The sequence below is a fragment of the Gordonia araii NBRC 100433 genome (genome assembly GCF_000241265.1).
Classification (GTDB): Bacteria; Actinomycetota; Actinomycetes; order Mycobacteriales; family Mycobacteriaceae; genus Gordonia; species Gordonia araii.
In genome coordinates this window covers 1-17,277 of record NZ_BAEE01000076.1, presented here as the reverse complement: position 1 = coordinate 17,277, position 17,277 = coordinate 1, and the positions used below count along the sequence as shown (strand labels likewise).

Sequence of the window (17,277 nt, the reverse complement as noted above, 5' to 3'; positions counted from 1 at the left end):
GTCGACGCGAAACTGGGCACGGTCGGCGGGAATCTGGGCACGCTCGGCGCGAAACTGGGCACGGTCGACGCGAATCTGGGCACGCTCGGCGCGAAACTGGGCACGGTCGGCGGATAACCTGGAGGACGCGCGCGTGTGTGAGCGGTCACATCGCCGTCGGGAATCACCGACGGCCCGCGCGACGTTGGTCAGCTGTTACGGATATTCACGGAGCGCAGTCTCCGATCGAGGAGGTCGCGATGAGCGAACAGGAAACCGGGCAGGGCACATATGTGACCGCCGGGGAGGAGTTCGTCCGCGACACCCGCTACATCTCCACGCGCATCACCAAGGACGGGGCCGACGGCTATCCCGTCGAAGCCGGTCGCTACCGGCTCGTCGCGGCCCGCGCGTGCCCCTGGGCCAACCGCACCCTCATCGTGCGGCGCCTGCTCGGCCTGGAGGACGCCATCTCGCTGGGCCTGTGCGGACCGACCCACGACGCCGACTCTTGGACCTTCGACCTCGACCCGGGCGGCGTCGACCCGGTGCTGCGCATTCCGCGGCTCAAAGACGCCTACGAGAAGCGCTTCCCCGGCTACCCGAAGGGCATCACGGTTCCCGCGATCGTCGATGAGCGCGACGGCGCCGTCGTGACCAACGACTATGCGCAGATGACGCTCGACTTCTCCACCGAGTGGACCGACTTCCATCGCGACGGCGCTCCCGCGCTCTACCCGGAGCACCTGCGCGCCGAGATCGACGAGATCAACGCGGCCGTCTTCTCCGAGGTCAACAACGGCGTCTACCGCTGCGGGTTCGCCGGCAGTCAACAGGCCTACGACGACGCTTACGCACGACTGTTCACCCAGCTCGACATCCTCGACGACCGGCTCGCGTCGCGGCGCTACCTCGTCGGCGACACCATCACCGAAGCCGACGTCCGGCTCTTCACGACGCTGGTGCGGTTCGACCCGGTCTACCACGGCCACTTCAAGACCAACCGCAACCTGCTCGCCCAGATGCCTGCGCTGTGGGCCTACGCGCGCGACCTGTTCCAGACCCCGGGGTTCGGCGACACGGTCGACTTCACCCAGATCAAGCAGCACTACTACCTGGTGCATCGCGATATCAACCCGACCGGCATCGTGCCGGACGGCCCAGACCTGCGGGGTTGGCGCACCGCCCACCACCGCGAACAACTCGGCGGACGCCCGTTCGGTGACGGCACTCCTCCGCCGCCACCGCGACCGTCCGAGGTCGTACCGGAAGGAAATGGGGTACCCACCGATGGCTAAGCGAAACAAGGCTCTTCCCGCGCCCTCGAATACCGACGACGCCTACGGCGCCAACGGATTCGAGCACCCGAAGCCGCCTGCTCACGCGATCGGCGCGGCCGACAAGATGCTGCGCCGGGCCCAGCGCCTCCAGGGTCCCGCGGTGGCCAAGTACGTCAACAAGATCCGTGCCGCACACCCGGACGAGTCGCCAGCGCAGATCATCGAGCGACTGGAGAAGCAGTACCTGCTCGCGGTGACCGGCTCCGGCGGGGCGGTCGGCGCCACCGCCGCGGTACCCGGCGTCGGCACGGTCGCGGCGCTTTCGGCGGTCGCGGGCGAATCGTTGTTCTTCCTCGAAGCGTCGGCACTACTGGCGCTCGCCATCGCCGAAGTGCACGGCGTCGACCCCGACGATCAGCACCGGCGCGAATCGCTGGTCCTCTCGGTCGCCCTGGGCGAAGAGGGCCTCACCGCGCTGGGCAAGCTCGTCGGCAGCGGGCGGTCGACCGCGTTGAAGCAACTGTCGTCCAGCGCCATCCCGGGGGTCAACGTGTCGGCCTTCAACCAGCGGATGCTGAACAAGGTCATGCGGAAGTTCGCGCTCAAGCGCGCCCCGGTCATCGTCGGCAAGCTCTTGCCGGCCGGCATCGGCGCGGGCATCGGGGCGGTCGGCAACCGCGCGCTGGGCAAGAAGATCATCGCCAACTCGCGTGAAGCCTTCGGACCGCCGCCCCGGCGCTGGCCGACCTCGTCGATCATCGACGGCACTCTCGCCGACGAAGGGGCGCTCCCCGCACCGGTGCAGCAACTGCCAACTCGTCGGTGATCGACGGCGATCGCTGGTTGCGGCGCCTCGGGCGCCTGGCCGCCACCCGCCGGGGCTACCTGGCGGCGACGATCGTCGCCGTGGTCCTCGGCATCGCCGCCGACCTGGCCTTCCCACTGCTGTCGAAGGCCGCTGTCGATCACGCGACCGGCGCCGCTCGTGCCGGTTGGGCACTGGGCAGCATCATCGCGGTGATGCTGGCGGTGGCGGCGGCCCGCTACCTCAGCACGCTCGTCCGCCGCTGGGCGGCCGGTGCCCTGGCGGTCGGCGTGCAGCGCGACCTGCGCGTCTCGCTGCTGGACACCGTGCTGCATCTCGACGGTCCGGCACAACACACGATCCGCACCGGGCAGGTGGTGTCGCGGTCGATCTCCGATCTGCAGGTCGTACAGGGCCTGATGGCGATGGCACCGCTGGCCATCGGCGGCGCGGTGCAGGCGGTCTTCGCCTTCGCGATCATGGCCTACCTGTCCCCGCTGTTGACCGCGGTGGCACTGCTGGTGCTCCCCGCGCTCGGCTGGACGGCCTATCGCAGCCGACGACGGCTCTTCGCGGCGACCTGGTCGGCTCAACAGGCCGCCGCCGACGTGGCCACCCACGTCGAGGAGACGGTCACCGGCGTGCGGGTGGTCAAAGGCTTCGGCCAGGAGCACCGCATGGTCGACCGGATGATCGATCTCGGCCGTTCCCTCTACGCCCGCCGGATCCGTGCCGCACGGGTCGAGGCCCGCTATGCCCCGCTGATCGGGGCTCTACCGCAACTGGCGACCGTCGCGGTAATCGGCGTCGGCGCACTGCTGACGCTGCGCGGCACCATCACGGCCGGCACCTTCCTGGCCTTCGCCGCCTACGTCACCGCGCTGATGGGGATCACGCGCATGCTGTCCAACGTGGTCGTCACGGCCCAACTCGCCCACGCGTCGGCGCAGCGCGTCTTCGACGTCATCGACCATCCCCGTGACGCCGATCCGGCCGATCCGGTGGCGCTGCCCAACGACGCCGAGTTCGGCCTCCGGTTCGACGGTGTTGGATTCGCCTACCCGGACGCCGCCGATACGCCCGTGCTGACGGGTCTGGACCTCGACATCGCGCCGGGCGAGTGCGTCGCCGTCATCGGCGGTCCGGGCTCGGGCAAGTCGACGCTGGCCGATCTGGCGGTCCGCCACCACCGCCCGCAGACCGGTACCGTCGCGCTGAGCCCGCGACGGGAAGGTGCGAGCCCCGCCGACCTGAACACCGTCGCCGCCGACGATCTCCGCCGCGTCGTCGCGGTCGTCAGCGACGAACCGTTCCTGTATTCCGACACCATCGCCGCCAACATCGCGATGGCGCCGCTGCACACCCTCACCGACGCCGAGCAGGCGCGGCTGGCATCGGCGATCGAACGGGCCGACGCCACCGCATTCGTCGACGCCCTGCCCGACGGCGTCGCCAGCGTCGTCGGCGAGCGCGGGCTCACCCTGTCCGGCGGACAGCGGCAGCGCATCGCCCTGGCCCGGGCTCTCTACGCTCAGCCGCGAATCCTCGTTCTCGACGACGCGACGTCGGCCGTCGACACCGCGACCGAGGCCCGCATTCTGGCTCGGCTGCGCGAGCAGCGTTCGACGATGCTGGTGCTCGCCCACCGCGCGTCCACGTTGCGGCTCGCCGACCGCGTCGCAATCATCGACGACGGGCAGATCGTCGAGGTCGGGACCTTCGACGAACTGGCGAAATCCAGTGCTCGCTTCGCGACGCTGATGTCCCAGACGGCGAACGCCCCGCTGCCCGACTCCCTCGACCGCGCCGAAGCGGCCGAACCGGACGACGACTTCGACCTTTGGCCCGATATCGAACCCGACGACGGCTGGCGCGCCGGCGCGGCGCCGGCGCGAGGCCCAGGCGGCGCCGGGCCGGGAGGCGGAGGCGGGATGGCCATGTCGGGAGCGCTCGGCGCGGCACAGGCCACACCCGAACTCCTCGCCGACGTCGCCGCCCTGCCGCCGGCGCACGCCGACCCGCGGGCCGATCTCGACGACCTGCGACGCGAGACACCCGACTTCTCGCTGTGGCGTTCGCTGGCGCCGGTCCGCTGGCTGTTGCTCGGCGCCGCCCTGTGCGTGGCCGCGGACACCGTGGTGAGCCTGGCGTTCCCGTCGCTGGCGCGAATCTCGATCGATGCCGCCGACAGCGACGATCCCGCGGCAATCTACCGCCCGGTGCTGGCGGGAGTTCTGCTGGTGGGCGTCGGCTGGCTGGTCGCGGTCGGCACGCTGCTGCTGTCCACGAGAGCCGGCGAGCGCGTGCTGTTCGGCCTGCGCGTGCGCAGCTTCGCCCACCTGCAGCGGCTGGGCCTGGACTACTACGAGCGCGAACTGTCCGGCCGGATCATGACCCGGATGACCACCGACATCGACGCGTTGTCGACCTTCCTGCAAACCGGCCTGACCTCGGCCGGGGTCGCCGGGCTGACCCTGGTCGGCGTGGCCGTGGCGCTCACCCTCACCCAGCCGGGTCTGGCCGTAGCACTCGCCCCGGTCGTCCCGGTGCTGTTGATCGCGACCATCGTGTTCCGCCGTATCTCCTCGCGGGCGTACCTGCGCTCCCGCGAACTCGTCAGCATCGTCAACGCCGATCTACAGGAGAACCTCGCCGGGCTCAAGACGACGCAGGGCTACCGGCACTCCGACTCGGCCCTGGCCCGCTTCGCCCGCTACTCCGACGACTGGTTCGACGCGCGCATGGTCACCCAGCGCGCGATCGCCTGCTACTTCCCGTTCATCGTCCTGGTGGCGGATGTGGCGACCGCCGCCGTCCTGGTCCTCGGCGCACACCGGATCTCTCAAGGCACGCTCTCGACCGGCGCACTGATCGCGTTCGTTCTCTATCTCGCGATGCTGTTCGGGCCGGTCCAACAGCTGACCCAGGTCTTCGACGGCTATCAGCAGGCCCGCGTCGGCCTCATCCGGATCAGGGATCTGCTCGCCACCCCGTCGAGCCTGGAATCCCACGCCGACGATGACGCGGCGACCGGTGCGCGCGGTCGTCCCGCCCCGGCGCACATGGCGCTCCACGACATCGGCTTCATCTACCGGGACTCGACCGCCCCCGCCCTGACCGACGTCGACCTCGACATCCCGGCCGGGTCGTCGCTGGCCCTGGTGGGCTCGACCGGGGCGGGGAAATCGACCGTGGTCAAGCTGCTCGCCCGCTTCTACGACCCCAGCACGGGTTCCGTGCGCGCCGACGGCGACGACCTGCGCGACCTGCCGCTGCGCTCGTACCGGGCCCGTCTCGCCGTCGTTCCCCAGGAGCCGCATCTGTTCGCCGGGACGGTCGCGGACAACATCGCCTTCGGCCGGCCTGGCGCCGGTCGCGACGAGATCGAGGCGGCGGCCGCCGCCGTCGGCGCGCTCGACGTCATCGCCGCCCTGCCCGGAGCGATGAACCACCCCATCGGCGAGCGGGGACGCGGGTTGTCGTCGGGCCAGCGTCAGCTCATCGCCCTGGCCCGCGCCGAACTCGTCGAACCGGACCTCGTACTCCTCGACGAGGCGACCGCAACGCTCGACCAGCAGACCGAAGCACGTGTCCTGGCCGCCTCGCGGGCCACCGCGTCACGGCGCACGAGCGTCATCGTCGCCCACCGGCTGGCGACGGCCGCACAGGCCGATTCGATCGCCGTCGTCGAGGCCGGACGAGTGGTGCAGCGCGGCACCCACGCCGAACTGATCGCGCGCGACGGACGGTACCGCGAACTCTGGGAAACCACTGCGGACACTGGGCACACATCGACGGAGCGGCACGCGTAGCATGCCATGGGGAGGGCGTGAGTAACGCACCACAAGTGAGTGCTCCGACCGTGCGCAGCTAACTGAACAATCCGGCCCCCGCACCCAAGGGGCCAACTCATGAGGGAATTGAGGCGAAGCACCGCTGTGAACACCCCGGCATCTGATTACGGGCAGAACACGTGGCTGGTCGAAGAGATGTACCAGCAGTACCTGAAGGATCCCAACTCGGTAGATCCCAGCTGGCGGGAGGTGCTCAAGGACTACCAACCGGCCGCCAACGGATCCGCTCCGGCCTCGACCGCCTCCCCCGCGTCGGCCCCGGCGCCAGCCACTGCGCCCCCGGCACCCGCACCGGCTCGTCCCGCCAACGCGGTGACCCTCGACGAGGAGCCGACCAAGCCCGAGCCGGCCCCCAAGCCGCCGACCACCGAAGCCGCCGCCACCAAGGCCGCCTCCGGGGTCGGGACGACCGGCCGCGACGGCTCCGGGCGCGAGTCGGTCCCGGCCCCCGCGGCCACGGCCCCGAGTACGCCGCCGCCCGCGGCCAAACCGAAGGCCGAGGCCGGGCCCGCCGAGTCGTCGAAGGTCCTGCGCGGCGCGTCGGCCGCGGTGGCCCGCAACATGTCTGCGTCGCTGACCGTTCCGACCGCGACCAGCGTGCGCGCGATACCGGTCAAGGCGATGATCGACAACCGCATCGTGATGAACAACCACCTGGCTCGCACGCGAGGCGGCAAGGTGTCGTTCACCCACATCCTCGGCTACGCACTGGTCCAGGCGATCAAGGCGTTCCCGAACATGAACAGCCACTTCGCCGAGATCGACGGCAAGCCGAACGTCGTGTCCCCCGCGCACACCAACCTGGGCCTGGCGATCGACCTTCCCGGCAAGGACGGCAGCCGTTCGCTGGTCGTCGCGGCGATCAAGGAATGCGAGTCGAAGAACTTCCACGAGTTCTGGACCGCGTACGAGGAGATCATCCGGCGCGCCCGCGAAGGCGCGCTGACCGCGGAAGACTTCTCCGGCGTGACCATCTCGCTCACCAACCCCGGCACGATCGGCACCGTGCATTCGGTGCCGCGGCTGATGCCCGGTCAGGGTGCGATCATCGGCGCGGGCGCGATGGAGTACCCGGCGGAGTTCCAGGGCGCCTCCGAAGAGCAGATCGCCGAACTGGGCGTCGGCAAGCTGATGACGCTCACGTCGACCTACGACCACCGCATCATCCAGGGCGCCGAATCCGGCGACTTCCTGCGCAAGGTGCACCACCTGCTGCTCGACGACGACTTCTGGGATGACATCTTCACCGCCCTGCACATCCCGTACGAGCCGATCCGCTGGCGCCAGGACGTGCCGCCCGGCCTCGTCGACAAGTCGACCCGCGTCCTGGAGCTGATCGCCGCCTACCGCAGCCGCGGCCACCTGATGGCCGACATCGACCCGCTGATGATGGACAGCGATGCCCGCATCGCCCACCCGGATCTGCGCATCGAGACCTACGGTCTGACGCTGTGGGACCTCGACCGGTCCTTCCGCGTCGGTGGTTTCCACGGCAAGGAGCGGATGAAGCTCCGCGACGTGCTGTCGGTGTTGCGCGACGCCTACTGCCGCCACGTCGGCGTCGAATACACCCACATCCTGGAGCCCGATCAGCAGCGCTGGCTGCAGGAACGGGTGGAGATCAAGCACGTCAAGCCGCCGGTCGCCGAGCAGAAGTACATCGTCAGCAAGCTCAACGCCGCCGAGGCCTTCGAGACCTTCCTCGCCACGAAGTACGTCGGACAGAAGCGTTTCTCGCTGGAAGGCGCCGAATCGGTGATCCCGATGATGGACGCCGTCATCGACCAGAGCGCCGAGCACGAACTCGCCGAAGTCGTCATTGGCATGCCGCACCGCGGCCGGCTCAACGTCCTCGCCAACATCGTCGGCAAGCCGTACTCGAAGATCTTCACCGAGTTCGAGGGCAACCAGGACCCGTCGCAGTCGCACGGCTCCGGCGACGTGAAGTACCACCTCGGCGCCGAGGGCAAGTACTACCAGATGTTCGGCGACAACGAGATCACCGTCTCGCTGACCGCCAACCCCAGCCACCTCGAGGCGGTCGACCCGGTGCTCGAAGGCCTGGTCCGCGCCAAGCAGGACCTGCTCGGCGACTCCGCGGGCGAATTCCCGGTGCTCCCGCTGATGCTCCACGGCGACGCCGCGTTCGCCGGACAGGGCGTCGTCGCCGAGACGCTGAACCTCGCGATGCTGCCCGGCTACCGCGTCGGCGGCACCGTGCACATCGTCGTCAACAACCAGGTCGGCTTCACCACCGCGCCGGAGTACTCCCGCTCCACCGAGTACTGCACCGACGTGGCGAAGATGATCGGCGCGCCGATCTTCCACGTCAACGGCGACGACCCGGAGGCCTGCGTGTGGGCGGCCAAGCTCGCCGTCGACTACCGCGAGACTTACCACAAGGACGTCGTGATCGACCTCGTCTGCTACCGGCGCCGCGGTCACAACGAGGGCGACGATCCGTCGATGACGCAGCCGGCGATGTACGACGTGATCGACACGATGCGGGGCGTCCGCAAGTCCTACACCGAAGCGCTGATCGGCCGTGGCGACATCTCGACCAAAGAGGCCGAGGACGCGCTGCGCGACTACCAGGGCCAGTTGGAGCGGGTCTTCAACGAGGTCAAGGAGCTTGAGCGGTACACGGCGGCGCCCAGCCCGTCGGTGGAGGCCGAGCAGAGTCTGCCGTCGAAACTGGTGACCGCCGTGTCGCCGCAGACGCTCGCGCGCATCGGCGACGCGTTCATGACGCTGCCCGACGGCTTCACCGCGCACCCGCGCGTGCTGCCCGTGCTCAAGCGACGGCAGCAGTCCGCGCGGGAGGGCAACATCGACTGGGCGTTCGCCGAGCTGTTGGCCTTCGGCTCGCTCGTCCTGGAGGGGCGCACGGTGCGCCTCTCGGGCCAGGACTCCCGGCGCGGGACCTTCACCCAGCGCCACTCGGTGCTGATCGACCGTCAGAACGGGTCGGAGTACACCCCGCTGAACCACATCCCGGGCGAGGACGAGGAGGAGAGCGGCCGGTTCATGGTCTACGACTCGCCGCTGTCCGAGTTCGCCGTCGTCGGCTTCGAATACGGCTACTCCGTCGGCGACCCCGATGCGCTGGTGCTGTGGGAAGGCCAGTTCGGCGACTTCGTGAACGGTGCCCAGTCGATCGTGGACGAGTTCATCAGCTCCGGCGAGGCCAAGTGGGCACAGACCTCCGGCGTCGTCATGCTGCTGCCACACGGGCACGAGGGCCAGGGCCCCGACCACACGTCGGGCCGTATCGAGCGATTCCTGCAGCTGTGCGCCGAGGGCTCGATGACCGTCGCGCTGCCGTCGACGCCGGCGAGCTACTTCCACCTGCTCCGCCGACACGCGCTCGACGGCATTGAGCGTCCGCTGGTCGTGTTCACCCCGAAGTCGATGCTGCGCAACAAGGCTGCCGTGAGCCCGGTCTCGGACTTCACCGACTCGAAGTTCCTCTCGGTGCTCGACGATCCCGCCTTCGCCGACGACTCGGCCGACCGGTCCAAGGTGCGCCGCGTCGTCCTGGTCAGCGGCAAGCTCTACTACGAGCTCGCCGCGCGACGGGACAAGGAAGGTCGCGACGATATCGCGCTGATCCGCATCGAGCAGCTCTACCCGGTGCCCTACCGCCGCATGCGGATGACGCTGGAGCGCTACCCGAACGCCGACGATTTCGTCTGGGTGCAGGAGGAGCCGGCCAACCAGGGCCCGTGGCCGTTCCTCGGGCTGTGGCTGCCGGAGATGCTGCCCGACATCCTGACCGGGCTGCGCCGCGTTTCGCGACGTGCCATGTCCGCGCCGTCGTCGGGGTCGAGCAAGGTCCACGCCGTCGAGCAGCAGGAGATCATCGACGCCGCGTTCGGCCCCAAAGCCGAGGCTCCGTTCACGTCCTAGACCGAACCACCCGTCTGCCAGCCCGACCCCTAACGCCGAGTGGGCACCTCACCTGCGCCCAATGGGCACCTCACCTGCGCCCACTGGGCACCCCACCTACGCCCAGTGGGCACCTGACCTGCGCCCACTGGGCACCTGACCTGCGCCCACTGGGCATAGTTGAGGTGCCCACTCGGCAGGGTTGAGGTGCCCACTCGGCAGGGTTGAGGTGCCCACTCGGCAGGGTTGAGGTGCCCACTCGACGGGGGTCAGGTGCCCACTCGGCAGGGTTGAGGTGCCCACTCGGCAGGGGGCGGGCGGGCTACTCGGCGCGGGTGATCGGTTCGCCGGTCACCGCGGCGCCGATCCCGAACAGCGAGTCCACCATCAGGTCGAGCACGGCATCGCGGCTCATGTCGGATCGGTCGAGCCAGGTCAGCGCGACCTCCTCGACGAACGCGATCCAGCCGCGAACGGCGACTTCGACCGTCGTCGTGTGGTCGATGCCGAACACGGCGGTGCGTTCCAAGATGCGGTCGGCGATCACCGCGCGCGATTGGTCGACGATGGCGCGCATCTCGGGATCTCCGGACGCCGAGCCGCGCAAAAAGGCGGTGTAGGCATGCCGATGCTCGGTGATGAAGTCGAGAAAGGACGCCATCGCCGCGCGCAGTACGACGACCGGTTCGCCGAGGGAGTCGTCGGGCTTGGTCGCCTCGACCAGCTCCTTCGCCTGCGCCTGCGCCAGGGCGAGGTGGAAGTCCTGTTTGGACGAGAAGTAGTGGAACACCAGCGCGCGGGAGACGCCCGCCGCCTGGGCCACCGACTCGATCGATACATTGTCGACCGACACGCGCTTGATCAGGTCACGGCCCAACGCGATGAACTGCTCTCGCCGGGCCGCCGGACTCATCCGAGTCCGCTTCTTGCCCGCGTCTTGTCGTGCCACGAGCATCACGCTAGCACTATTGACTCGTTGTCCAACACGCTATTGACGCTTGGTCAATAATTCCGCTAGCGTGATCTCCATGACAGCCACCGACGTCGCAGTCACCGACGTTCACATCGCCATCATCGGTGCCGGGTTCTCCGGACTCGGCGCCGCAATCAAACTCACCCAGAACGGATTCACCGACTACCTCGTCATCGACCGGGGCGCCGACTTCGGCGGCACCTGGCGCGACAACACCTACCCCGGTGCCGCCTGCGACGTCCCGTCGAACCTGTACTCGTACTCGTTCGCACTGAATCCGAAATGGTCGCGCACCTACTCCCACCAGGCCGAGATCCACCGGTACATCAACGACGTGGCGACCCGCCACGACATCGCCTCGCACACCCGGTTCCGCACCGAGGTCCTCGACGCGCGGTGGGATGAGGAGCGGAAGTCCTGGCTGATCGATGTCGAGACCGACGGTGTCGCCTCGCAGGTCCGCGCCCGACTCCTCGTCGGCGCCGTCGGCCCGTTGTGCGAACCCAACCTGCCCGACATCGACGGGATCGACGGATTCGAAGGCAAGATCGTCCACTCCGCCCGGTGGGACCACGACTACGACTACGCGGGCAAGCGCATCGCCGTGATCGGGACGGGCGCATCCGCCATCCAGATCGTGCCGCAGGTCGCCAAGATCGCCGGGCATCTGGACGTCTACCAGCGCACCGCCCCCTGGATCGTCCCGCGCACCGAGCGCCCCTACACCGCCGTCGAGCACGCCGCGTTCCGATTCCTCCCCGGTTTCCAGAAGCTCTCGCGCGGTGCGATCTACACCGGTGCGGAAGCCGTCGCCTTCGGGATGACCTACGCCCCGGCCGCGCTGAAGCCGGTCGAGGCGCTGTGCAAGGCGAACATCGCGCGTGGCACCGCCGACCGCGCACTGCGCCGCGCGGTGACGCCCGACTACCGGGTCGGATGCAAGCGGATCCTCAAGTCCAACGACTGGTACCCGGCGCTCGACCGCGACAACGTCGACCTGGTCACCGATCCGATCGCGTCGATCTCGCCGCGCGGCATCGTCACCGCCGACGGGATCGAGCGCGATGTCGACGTCATCGTCGTCGCCACCGGCTTCCACGTCACCGACTCGCCGGTCTTCTCGCACATCGTCGGCGCCGACGGACGATCGCTCGCGCAGGTGTGGGAATCCGCCGGAATGCAGGGCTACAAGGGTTCGACCGTGCACGGCTTCCCGAACATGATGCTGATGGTCGGTCCGTCGACCGGCCTGGGCCACACCTCGATGGTCTACATGATCGAATCCCAGCTCAACTACCTGGTCGGCTTCGCCAAGACGGTGCGCGCCCAATCCATTACGCGCATCGACGTGAAGGCCGAAGCCCAAGCCGAGTTCAACGAGTCCCTGCAGCGCACACTCGCCCGCTCCGTCTGGGCCACCGGCGGCTGCGCTTCCTGGTACAAGGACGCCAACGGGAACATCACCACGCTGTGGCCGGGATTCACCTTCGCTTTCCGCCGTATCACGCGTAATTTCGATGTCGCCGCTTACGACATCAGCCGCGCCCTGCCCGGCACGAAGCACACCGACGACGCCCCCGTCGCCGAACCTGCGACGGTCTGACGCCCGATCCACCCCGGCCACATTGGCCGAAACCACTCACAGCCTCGAGAAGGACAAAGAAACCATGAAGGATTTCCGCAACAAGGTCGTCGTCGTCACCGGTGCATCGTCGGGCATGGGCCGCGAGCTCGCGGTCAAGCTCGGCCAGCGCGGCGCCAAGGTGGCCATCAGCGACGTCGACCCCAACGGTCTCGCGGAGACCGAGCGCCTGGTCAAGGCCACCGGCGCCGAGGTGCATTCCCAGTTGCTCAACGTCGCCGAGCGTGAGGCGGTGCTCGAGTACGCCGAGACGGTCGCCAAGCACTTCGGCAAGGTCAACGCCATCTTCAACAACGCTGGCATCGCCCACCACGGCGAGGTCGAGCACATGGAGTTCAAGGACATCGACCGGGTGATGGACGTCGACTTCTGGGGCGTCGTCAACGGCACGAAGGCCTTCCTGCCGCACATCATCGCCTCCGGCGACGGTCACATCGTCAACACGTCGTCGCTGTTCGGACTGCTGTCCGAGCCCGGGCAATCGGCGTACAACTCGGCCAAGTTCGCCGTTCGCGGCTTCACCGAGTCGCTCAACCAGGAGATGATCGTGGCCAAGCATCCGGTCAAGGTCACCTGTGTGCACCCCGGCGGGGTCAAGACGGCGATCGCGCGCAACGCGACGATGAGCGGGGACACCGACGACCGCAGCCTCACCGAGGCCTTCGAGAAGTACCTGCTGCGGATGGATGCCGCCAAGGCCGCCGACATCATTCTGCGGGGCGTCGAGAAGGGCCGCGCGCGCGTGCTGGTCGGCAACGACGCCAAGCTGCTCGACCTGTGGGTCCGCCTGGTCGCCTCCGGCTACCAGGGTGTCGCCGCCCGGCTCACCGGCGCCGCCATCAAGCGGTTCTCGGCCAAGTAGCGTTCGGCAGGCCGTGCTCGGCCACTAGTTCCGACACGCGACACTAGGCCAGGTCGTGCTGGCTGAGCCAGTCGCGCACCAACTCGGTCGCGTCGGCGCCGGCCCGCCATTTCCCGGTCAACTCGGCGAGGTCGGCCATGGTCAGCTCGCCGGCCACCTTGTTGAGCGCCTTGATGTCGGACCGGCCGAACCGAACCGTGCGGTACACCGGCACCAGCTGCTCGCCGGACACCGGATCGCCGATCGACGCGCCGGCGGGCAACGCCCGATTCAGCTGCGTGTAGGCGGCGTCGCCGAACTCGGTGGGCTCGCCCGTCGACGCCGCGGACGCGGCCTGGTCGGCGGGCAGCACGACGGCGAGCAGCTTCGGGACGGTCGACGGGAACAGATCGACCTCGTCGGCGCTCATCGCGTCGAGCTGAGCACGCTCACCGGCGACTCGCACCGGCTCGTCGACCTCGATGCCCTGGGCGCGCAGCGCCCCGCGGTAGAGGAACGCGGTCATCTGCATCTGCGGGTCGGCGGATGCGCCGAGGCGAATCGCTCCGGACTCCGGCTGTGTCGCGCAGCCGCTCAACGCCGCACAGATCACCGCGACCAGCAATACCCACCGAACCATGCCCACACCGTAGCAATGACTTAGGATCGTCAGTCGTGGCCGCTGACCCCGTTGTTGACTGCGCGATCTACGTCGACGGTGTGCGCGACCCTCAACACCTCCCCTATGCCGATGCGCTGGCGCATGTCCGCGCGCGGGGCCGCGGGTTCGTGTGGCTCGGGCTCCACGCTCCCGACGACGCGCAGATGGCCTCTGTCGCTTCGGTTTTCGACCTGCACGAACTCGCCGTCGAGGATGCCGTCGTCGCCCATCAACGGCCGAAGGTCGAGATTTACGGCGACATGCTGTTCATGGTGCTGCGGACCGTGGCCTACGTCGACCACGATTCGATCGCCGAGACCGCCGAGGTCGTCTCCACCGGAGAGATCATGATTTTCGTCGGGGCCGACTATGTGATCACGGTCCGCCACGGCGACCAGACCGAACTCGCCTCGCTGCGCCATCGGCTGGAGGAGAATCCCGAACTGTTGGCGCTCGGTCCGACCGTCGTGTTGCACGCCGTCGCCGACCGGGTCGTCGACTCCTACCTGGTGGTCGTCGACGAACTGGACTCCGACATCGCCGAGATCGAGGAAAGCGTGTTCGCCACGTCGACCGTCGACATCGATCCGGTCTATCTGCTCAAACGCGAGGTCATCGAATTCCGCCGGGCGACGACGCCGCTCGCCACTCCCCTGCAGCGCCTCACCGCGCCCAATCCGTGGCTGTCCGACGAGGTCCGCACCTACCTGCGCGACGTCGCCGACCACCTGACGACCGTGAACGAGCGCGTCATCGACTACGACAACCTGCTCTCGTCGATGCTCGACGCGGCCGCCGCCAAGGTCGGCATCCAGCAGAACACCGACATGCGCAAGATCACCGCGTGGGCGGCGATGGCCGCCGCGCCGACGATGATCGCGGGAATCTACGGCATGAACTTCGACCACATGCCCGAGCTGCACTGGCGCTACGGCTACTTCCTCGTCATCGCCTTCATGGCGACCATCTGTTTCCTGCTCTGGCGTTCTTTCCGCAAACACGGGTGGTTGTGATGGCCGCGACGCACAAGCTGTTCTCCTACGGAACACTCCAGTTCCCCGAGGTCCAGCGGGCCACTTTCGGCCGGCTGCTTCCGGGCGAGGCCGACGCCATCGTCGGATACCGCAGCGAGGTCTTGACGATCACCGACCCCGTGGTGATCGAGCGCTCGGGCACCGACCGCCACCCCATCCTGATTCCCGGGTCCGCGCAGGACACGGTCGAGGGCACGACCTTCCTGGTCGACGACGACGAACTCGCGGCGGCCGACGAGTACGAGGTCGACGACTACCGGCGCGTTCAGGTTCCCCTGCGCTCCGGCGGGCAGGGGTGGGTGTACGTGCTCGCCTCCGACGACACCGAAGCCGTCGGCTGAACTAGCGCCACCACCGCTTGCGGACCGTCCCGACGGCGTCCTCGTGGTGCCCGGCACACCAGTCGGACGCGGGGACGCCGCGGCGAACCGCCTCGACGTGGCTGCCGCAGCCGCCCCACGTCGTCTTTCCGCAGGTCTTGCACCGAATCGGATAGCACATGATCTGTCTCGTCCCGCCCGGCTAGTCGCCGGTGGCGTCGACGAATCCGCGGAACACCTCGTACGCCCGTGCTCCGTGAATGGTCGCCGGTCCGCCGTGCATCAGGAAGGTGACACCGATCGCCTCGGCCGCCTCCTGGACCGTGGCGCCGGCGCGCGCCGCGGCCTGCCCGTGCGAGGCGATGCAGCCGTCGCACCCCTCGACCACCCCGATCGCGAAGGCGATCAGCTCCTTGGTCTTGCGGTCGAGGGCGCCGTCGGCGAATGCCGCCGAGCTGAGCGCACCGAAGCCGGCATAGACGTCCGGGATCGCCTTGCGCAGGTCGCGGTGCTGCGGCTGCAGCCGCCGAAGAACTGCCGCGCCCGCGTCGTGCTGGGAGCTGTCGGTCATGTCGTCTCCTTCACTGTGGCTCCGGGGAGATCGTCGATCCACCCGAACCCCCTAGGGGGATATTGAGAACCTAGCATCCCCCCGGGGGGATATGCAAATATGGAGTGGTCAACGGAGAGAGGACCGCCAAAATGACTCAACTGACCATGAGCGCCACGATCGACGTCCCGTATGCCGAGGCCGTCCCGCGCGTGCGCGAAGCGCTGGCCGACGTCGGATTCGGCGTACTCACCGAAATCGACGTCGCGGCCACGCTGAAGACGAAGCTCGACGTCGACGTGCCGCCGAAGCTGATCCTGGGTGCTTGCCGGCCGCAACTCGCCCACGAGGCCCTGCGGGTCGATCCCCGCGTCGCGGTCCTCCTGCCGTGCAACGTGGTCGTCAGCGCGGCTGGCGACGGTTCCCAGATCGACATCCTCGACCCCGGCGTCATGCCCGAGTTCACCGGAACCGAAGCCCTCGCCGACGTCGCCGGACAGGCCCGCGAACTGTTGGCAGCCATGCTGGACCGCCTGACGGGCGAGCAGGCATGAGAATCCCGGAAGCTGCCGCGAAGCCGATCGTCACGCGGCTCAAGCGCGCGCACGGTCACCTCGCCACAGTGATCCGCATGCTCGAAGAAGGACAGGAATGCGAGGAGGTGCTCACCCAGCTGGCCGCGGTGCACAAAGCCCTCGGACGCAGCGGGTACACGCTCGTGGCCACCGGACTTCGGCATTGCATCGCGACCGAGGGCCCCGACAACGTCGATCAGCAGAAGCTGGAACGGCTATTCCTGGCCATGGCCTGAGCGGGCGCGACCGTCAGCCGCCGAGCGTCGCGGCCACCCGGGAGGGGTCGGCCGGATCGATCTCAGCCTCGGTCCAGGCGTCGCGCAACGCCGTCGCACCCCTGAGCCGCACCCATGCCGCCTCGTTGGCGGTGACCGGCACCGCGCGCAGAAAACGGACCGGGTCGGCCGGCTCCGGCAAGGCCAGCGGGCTCAACTCGTCGTCGTCGAGCAGCACGGCGGTGAACGGCGCGCCGTCCCACAGCGGGGCGCCCAGGTCGACCAGCGCATCCGTGGCGAAGACGAGGCCCTCGACCATCGGAGCCGCGGCCAGCGTGGCCATCGAGCGGTGCAGGTTGCGCAACTGCAATCCGGCTCCCGGCGACACCGCGATGCGCACGACGAGTTCCGCGCGCGGGCCGCGAATCGGATCGGGGTTCAGATCGGCCGGATCCGACATCGGATGGCGCGACGCGCCGGCGGTGACGTAGACCAGGCCGTCTGCGCCGGCGAACCTCAGCACGTCGATCGGCTCGGCGCCGAGGAACGTGACCGACGCGCGCTGCGGATCGCCACCGAGCACCTTCGCGGCGTGCCCGGCAACGAGGTCGCTCGACCACGCGGCGCTCACCGGGACAGGTTGACGCCGGTCGCAGCGTC

Annotated in this window: 15 protein-coding genes; 10 read left to right on the top strand and 5 right to left on the bottom strand. The window is 68.8% G+C overall.

The window, feature by feature from the left end:
* Nucleotides 1–239 precede the first annotated feature (239 nt).
* From GOARA_RS16590 to GOARA_RS16575, 4 genes are all read left to right on the top strand, one after another.
* Nucleotides 240–1,277, top strand: a complete 1,038-nt coding sequence (locus tag GOARA_RS16590) for a glutathione S-transferase family protein (protein WP_007323581.1) — start codon at nucleotides 240–242, stop codon at nucleotides 1,275–1,277.
* Complete coding sequence (locus GOARA_RS16585; RefSeq protein WP_007323580.1) at nucleotides 1,270–2,085, top strand: hypothetical protein; 816 nt, start codon at nucleotides 1,270–1,272, stop codon at nucleotides 2,083–2,085. Before GOARA_RS16590 ends, GOARA_RS16585 begins: the two co-directional genes overlap by 8 nt.
* Nucleotides 2,082–5,876, top strand: a complete 3,795-nt coding sequence (locus GOARA_RS16580; RefSeq protein ID WP_007323579.1) for an ABC transporter ATP-binding protein — start codon at nucleotides 2,082–2,084, stop codon at nucleotides 5,874–5,876. Before GOARA_RS16585 ends, GOARA_RS16580 begins: the two co-directional genes overlap by 4 nt.
* 99 nt (nucleotides 5,877–5,975) lie before the next feature.
* Nucleotides 5,976–9,827, top strand: coding sequence for a multifunctional oxoglutarate decarboxylase/oxoglutarate dehydrogenase thiamine pyrophosphate-binding subunit/dihydrolipoyllysine-residue succinyltransferase subunit (locus GOARA_RS16575; protein ID WP_007323578.1), 3,852 nt, complete (start codon nucleotides 5,976–5,978; stop codon nucleotides 9,825–9,827).
* Between the two features lie 301 nt (nucleotides 9,828–10,128).
* Here the strand turns inward: GOARA_RS16575 and GOARA_RS16570 are convergent, their stop codons facing one another.
* Nucleotides 10,129–10,761 carry a TetR/AcrR family transcriptional regulator gene (locus tag GOARA_RS16570; protein ID WP_373277761.1) on the bottom strand — a complete coding sequence of 211 codons (633 nt, stop codon included), beginning with the start codon at nucleotides 10,759–10,761 and terminating at the stop codon, nucleotides 10,129–10,131.
* 73 nt (nucleotides 10,762–10,834) lie between these two features.
* Between GOARA_RS16570 and GOARA_RS16565 the strand changes: the two genes are divergently transcribed.
* Together GOARA_RS16565 and GOARA_RS16560 are read left to right on the top strand one after the other, a co-directional pair.
* Nucleotides 10,835–12,382, top strand: a complete 1,548-nt coding sequence (locus GOARA_RS16565; RefSeq protein ID WP_007323576.1) for a flavin-containing monooxygenase — start codon at nucleotides 10,835–10,837, stop codon at nucleotides 12,380–12,382.
* A 64-nt stretch (nucleotides 12,383–12,446) separates the two neighbouring features.
* Entirely contained in the window at nucleotides 12,447–13,283 is an 837-nt protein-coding gene (locus tag GOARA_RS16560; protein ID WP_007323575.1) for an SDR family NAD(P)-dependent oxidoreductase, read from the top strand.
* 43 nt (nucleotides 13,284–13,326) lie between these two features.
* On the opposite strand, the gene GOARA_RS16555 is transcribed toward GOARA_RS16560, so the two are convergent.
* Entirely contained in the window at nucleotides 13,327–13,902 is a 576-nt protein-coding gene (locus tag GOARA_RS16555) for a type 2 periplasmic-binding domain-containing protein (protein WP_040523837.1), read from the bottom strand.
* Between GOARA_RS16555 and GOARA_RS16550 the strand changes: the two genes are divergently transcribed.
* A complete protein-coding gene (locus tag GOARA_RS16550; protein ID WP_007323573.1) occupies nucleotides 13,809–14,936 on the top strand; it encodes a magnesium and cobalt transport protein CorA in 1,128 nt (375 codons plus the stop codon). The genes GOARA_RS16555 and GOARA_RS16550 overlap by 94 nt on opposite strands.
* The gene (locus GOARA_RS16545; protein ID WP_007323572.1) at nucleotides 14,936–15,298 is read left to right on the top strand and encodes a gamma-glutamylcyclotransferase family protein; all 363 of its coding nucleotides are present in this window, start codon (nucleotides 14,936–14,938) and stop codon (nucleotides 15,296–15,298) included. The genes GOARA_RS16550 and GOARA_RS16545 overlap by 1 nt, the downstream gene beginning before the upstream one ends.
* 1 nt (nucleotide 15,299) lies before the next feature.
* Here the strand turns inward: GOARA_RS16545 and GOARA_RS20315 are convergent, their stop codons facing one another.
* Both GOARA_RS20315 and GOARA_RS16540 read right to left on the bottom strand, forming a co-directional pair.
* Nucleotides 15,300–15,458 carry a DUF8730 family Cys-rich protein gene (locus GOARA_RS20315; protein ID WP_007323571.1) on the bottom strand — a complete coding sequence of 53 codons (159 nt, stop codon included), beginning with the start codon at nucleotides 15,456–15,458 and terminating at the stop codon, nucleotides 15,300–15,302.
* A gap of 21 nt (nucleotides 15,459–15,479) precedes the next feature.
* Complete coding sequence (locus tag GOARA_RS16540; protein ID WP_007323570.1) at nucleotides 15,480–15,848, bottom strand: carboxymuconolactone decarboxylase family protein; 369 nt, start codon at nucleotides 15,846–15,848, stop codon at nucleotides 15,480–15,482.
* Between the two features lie 131 nt (nucleotides 15,849–15,979).
* Here GOARA_RS16540 and GOARA_RS16535 point away from each other — a divergent pair, with 131 nt between their 5' ends.
* The gene (locus GOARA_RS16535; protein ID WP_007323569.1) at nucleotides 15,980–16,381 is read left to right on the top strand and encodes a DUF302 domain-containing protein; all 402 of its coding nucleotides are present in this window, start codon (nucleotides 15,980–15,982) and stop codon (nucleotides 16,379–16,381) included.
* A complete protein-coding gene (locus tag GOARA_RS16530) occupies nucleotides 16,378–16,638 on the top strand; it encodes a metal-sensitive transcriptional regulator (RefSeq protein WP_007323568.1) in 261 nt (86 codons plus the stop codon). Before GOARA_RS16535 ends, GOARA_RS16530 begins: the two co-directional genes overlap by 4 nt.
* 13 nt (nucleotides 16,639–16,651) lie before the next feature.
* Here the strand turns inward: GOARA_RS16530 and GOARA_RS16525 are convergent, their stop codons facing one another.
* Nucleotides 16,652–17,248 carry a suppressor of fused domain protein gene (locus GOARA_RS16525; RefSeq protein ID WP_040523835.1) on the bottom strand — a complete coding sequence of 199 codons (597 nt, stop codon included), beginning with the start codon at nucleotides 17,246–17,248 and terminating at the stop codon, nucleotides 16,652–16,654.
* Nucleotides 17,249–17,277: the final 29 nt, after the last annotated feature.

Excerpts from the sequence above, each read along its gene's own strand:
- GOARA_RS16590 (WP_007323581.1), top strand. The coding sequence starts at position 240 with ATGAGCGAACAGGAAACCGGGCAGGGCACATATGTGACCGCCGGGGAG.
- GOARA_RS16585 (WP_007323580.1), top strand. The coding sequence starts at position 1,270 with ATGGCTAAGCGAAACAAGGCTCTTCCCGCGCCCTCGAATACCGACGAC.
- GOARA_RS16575 (WP_007323578.1), top strand. The coding sequence starts at position 5,976 with ATGAGGGAATTGAGGCGAAGCACCGCTGTGAACACCCCGGCATCTGAT.
- GOARA_RS16570 (WP_373277761.1), bottom strand. The coding sequence starts at position 10,761 with ATGCTCGTGGCACGACAAGACGCGGGCAAGAAGCGGACTCGGATGAGT.
- GOARA_RS16565 (WP_007323576.1), top strand. The coding sequence starts at position 10,835 with ATGACAGCCACCGACGTCGCAGTCACCGACGTTCACATCGCCATCATC.
- GOARA_RS16560 (WP_007323575.1), top strand. The coding sequence starts at position 12,447 with ATGAAGGATTTCCGCAACAAGGTCGTCGTCGTCACCGGTGCATCGTCG.
- GOARA_RS16550 (WP_007323573.1), top strand. The coding sequence starts at position 13,809 with ATGCGCCGAGGCGAATCGCTCCGGACTCCGGCTGTGTCGCGCAGCCGC.
- GOARA_RS16555 (WP_040523837.1), bottom strand. The coding sequence starts at position 13,902 with ATGGTTCGGTGGGTATTGCTGGTCGCGGTGATCTGTGCGGCGTTGAGC.
- GOARA_RS16545 (WP_007323572.1), top strand. The coding sequence starts at position 14,936 with ATGGCCGCGACGCACAAGCTGTTCTCCTACGGAACACTCCAGTTCCCC.
- GOARA_RS20315 (WP_007323571.1), bottom strand. The coding sequence starts at position 15,458 with ATGTGCTATCCGATTCGGTGCAAGACCTGCGGAAAGACGACGTGGGGC.
- GOARA_RS16540 (WP_007323570.1), bottom strand. The coding sequence starts at position 15,848 with ATGACCGACAGCTCCCAGCACGACGCGGGCGCGGCAGTTCTTCGGCGG.
- GOARA_RS16535 (WP_007323569.1), top strand. The coding sequence starts at position 15,980 with ATGACTCAACTGACCATGAGCGCCACGATCGACGTCCCGTATGCCGAG.
- GOARA_RS16530 (WP_007323568.1), top strand. The coding sequence starts at position 16,378 with ATGAGAATCCCGGAAGCTGCCGCGAAGCCGATCGTCACGCGGCTCAAG.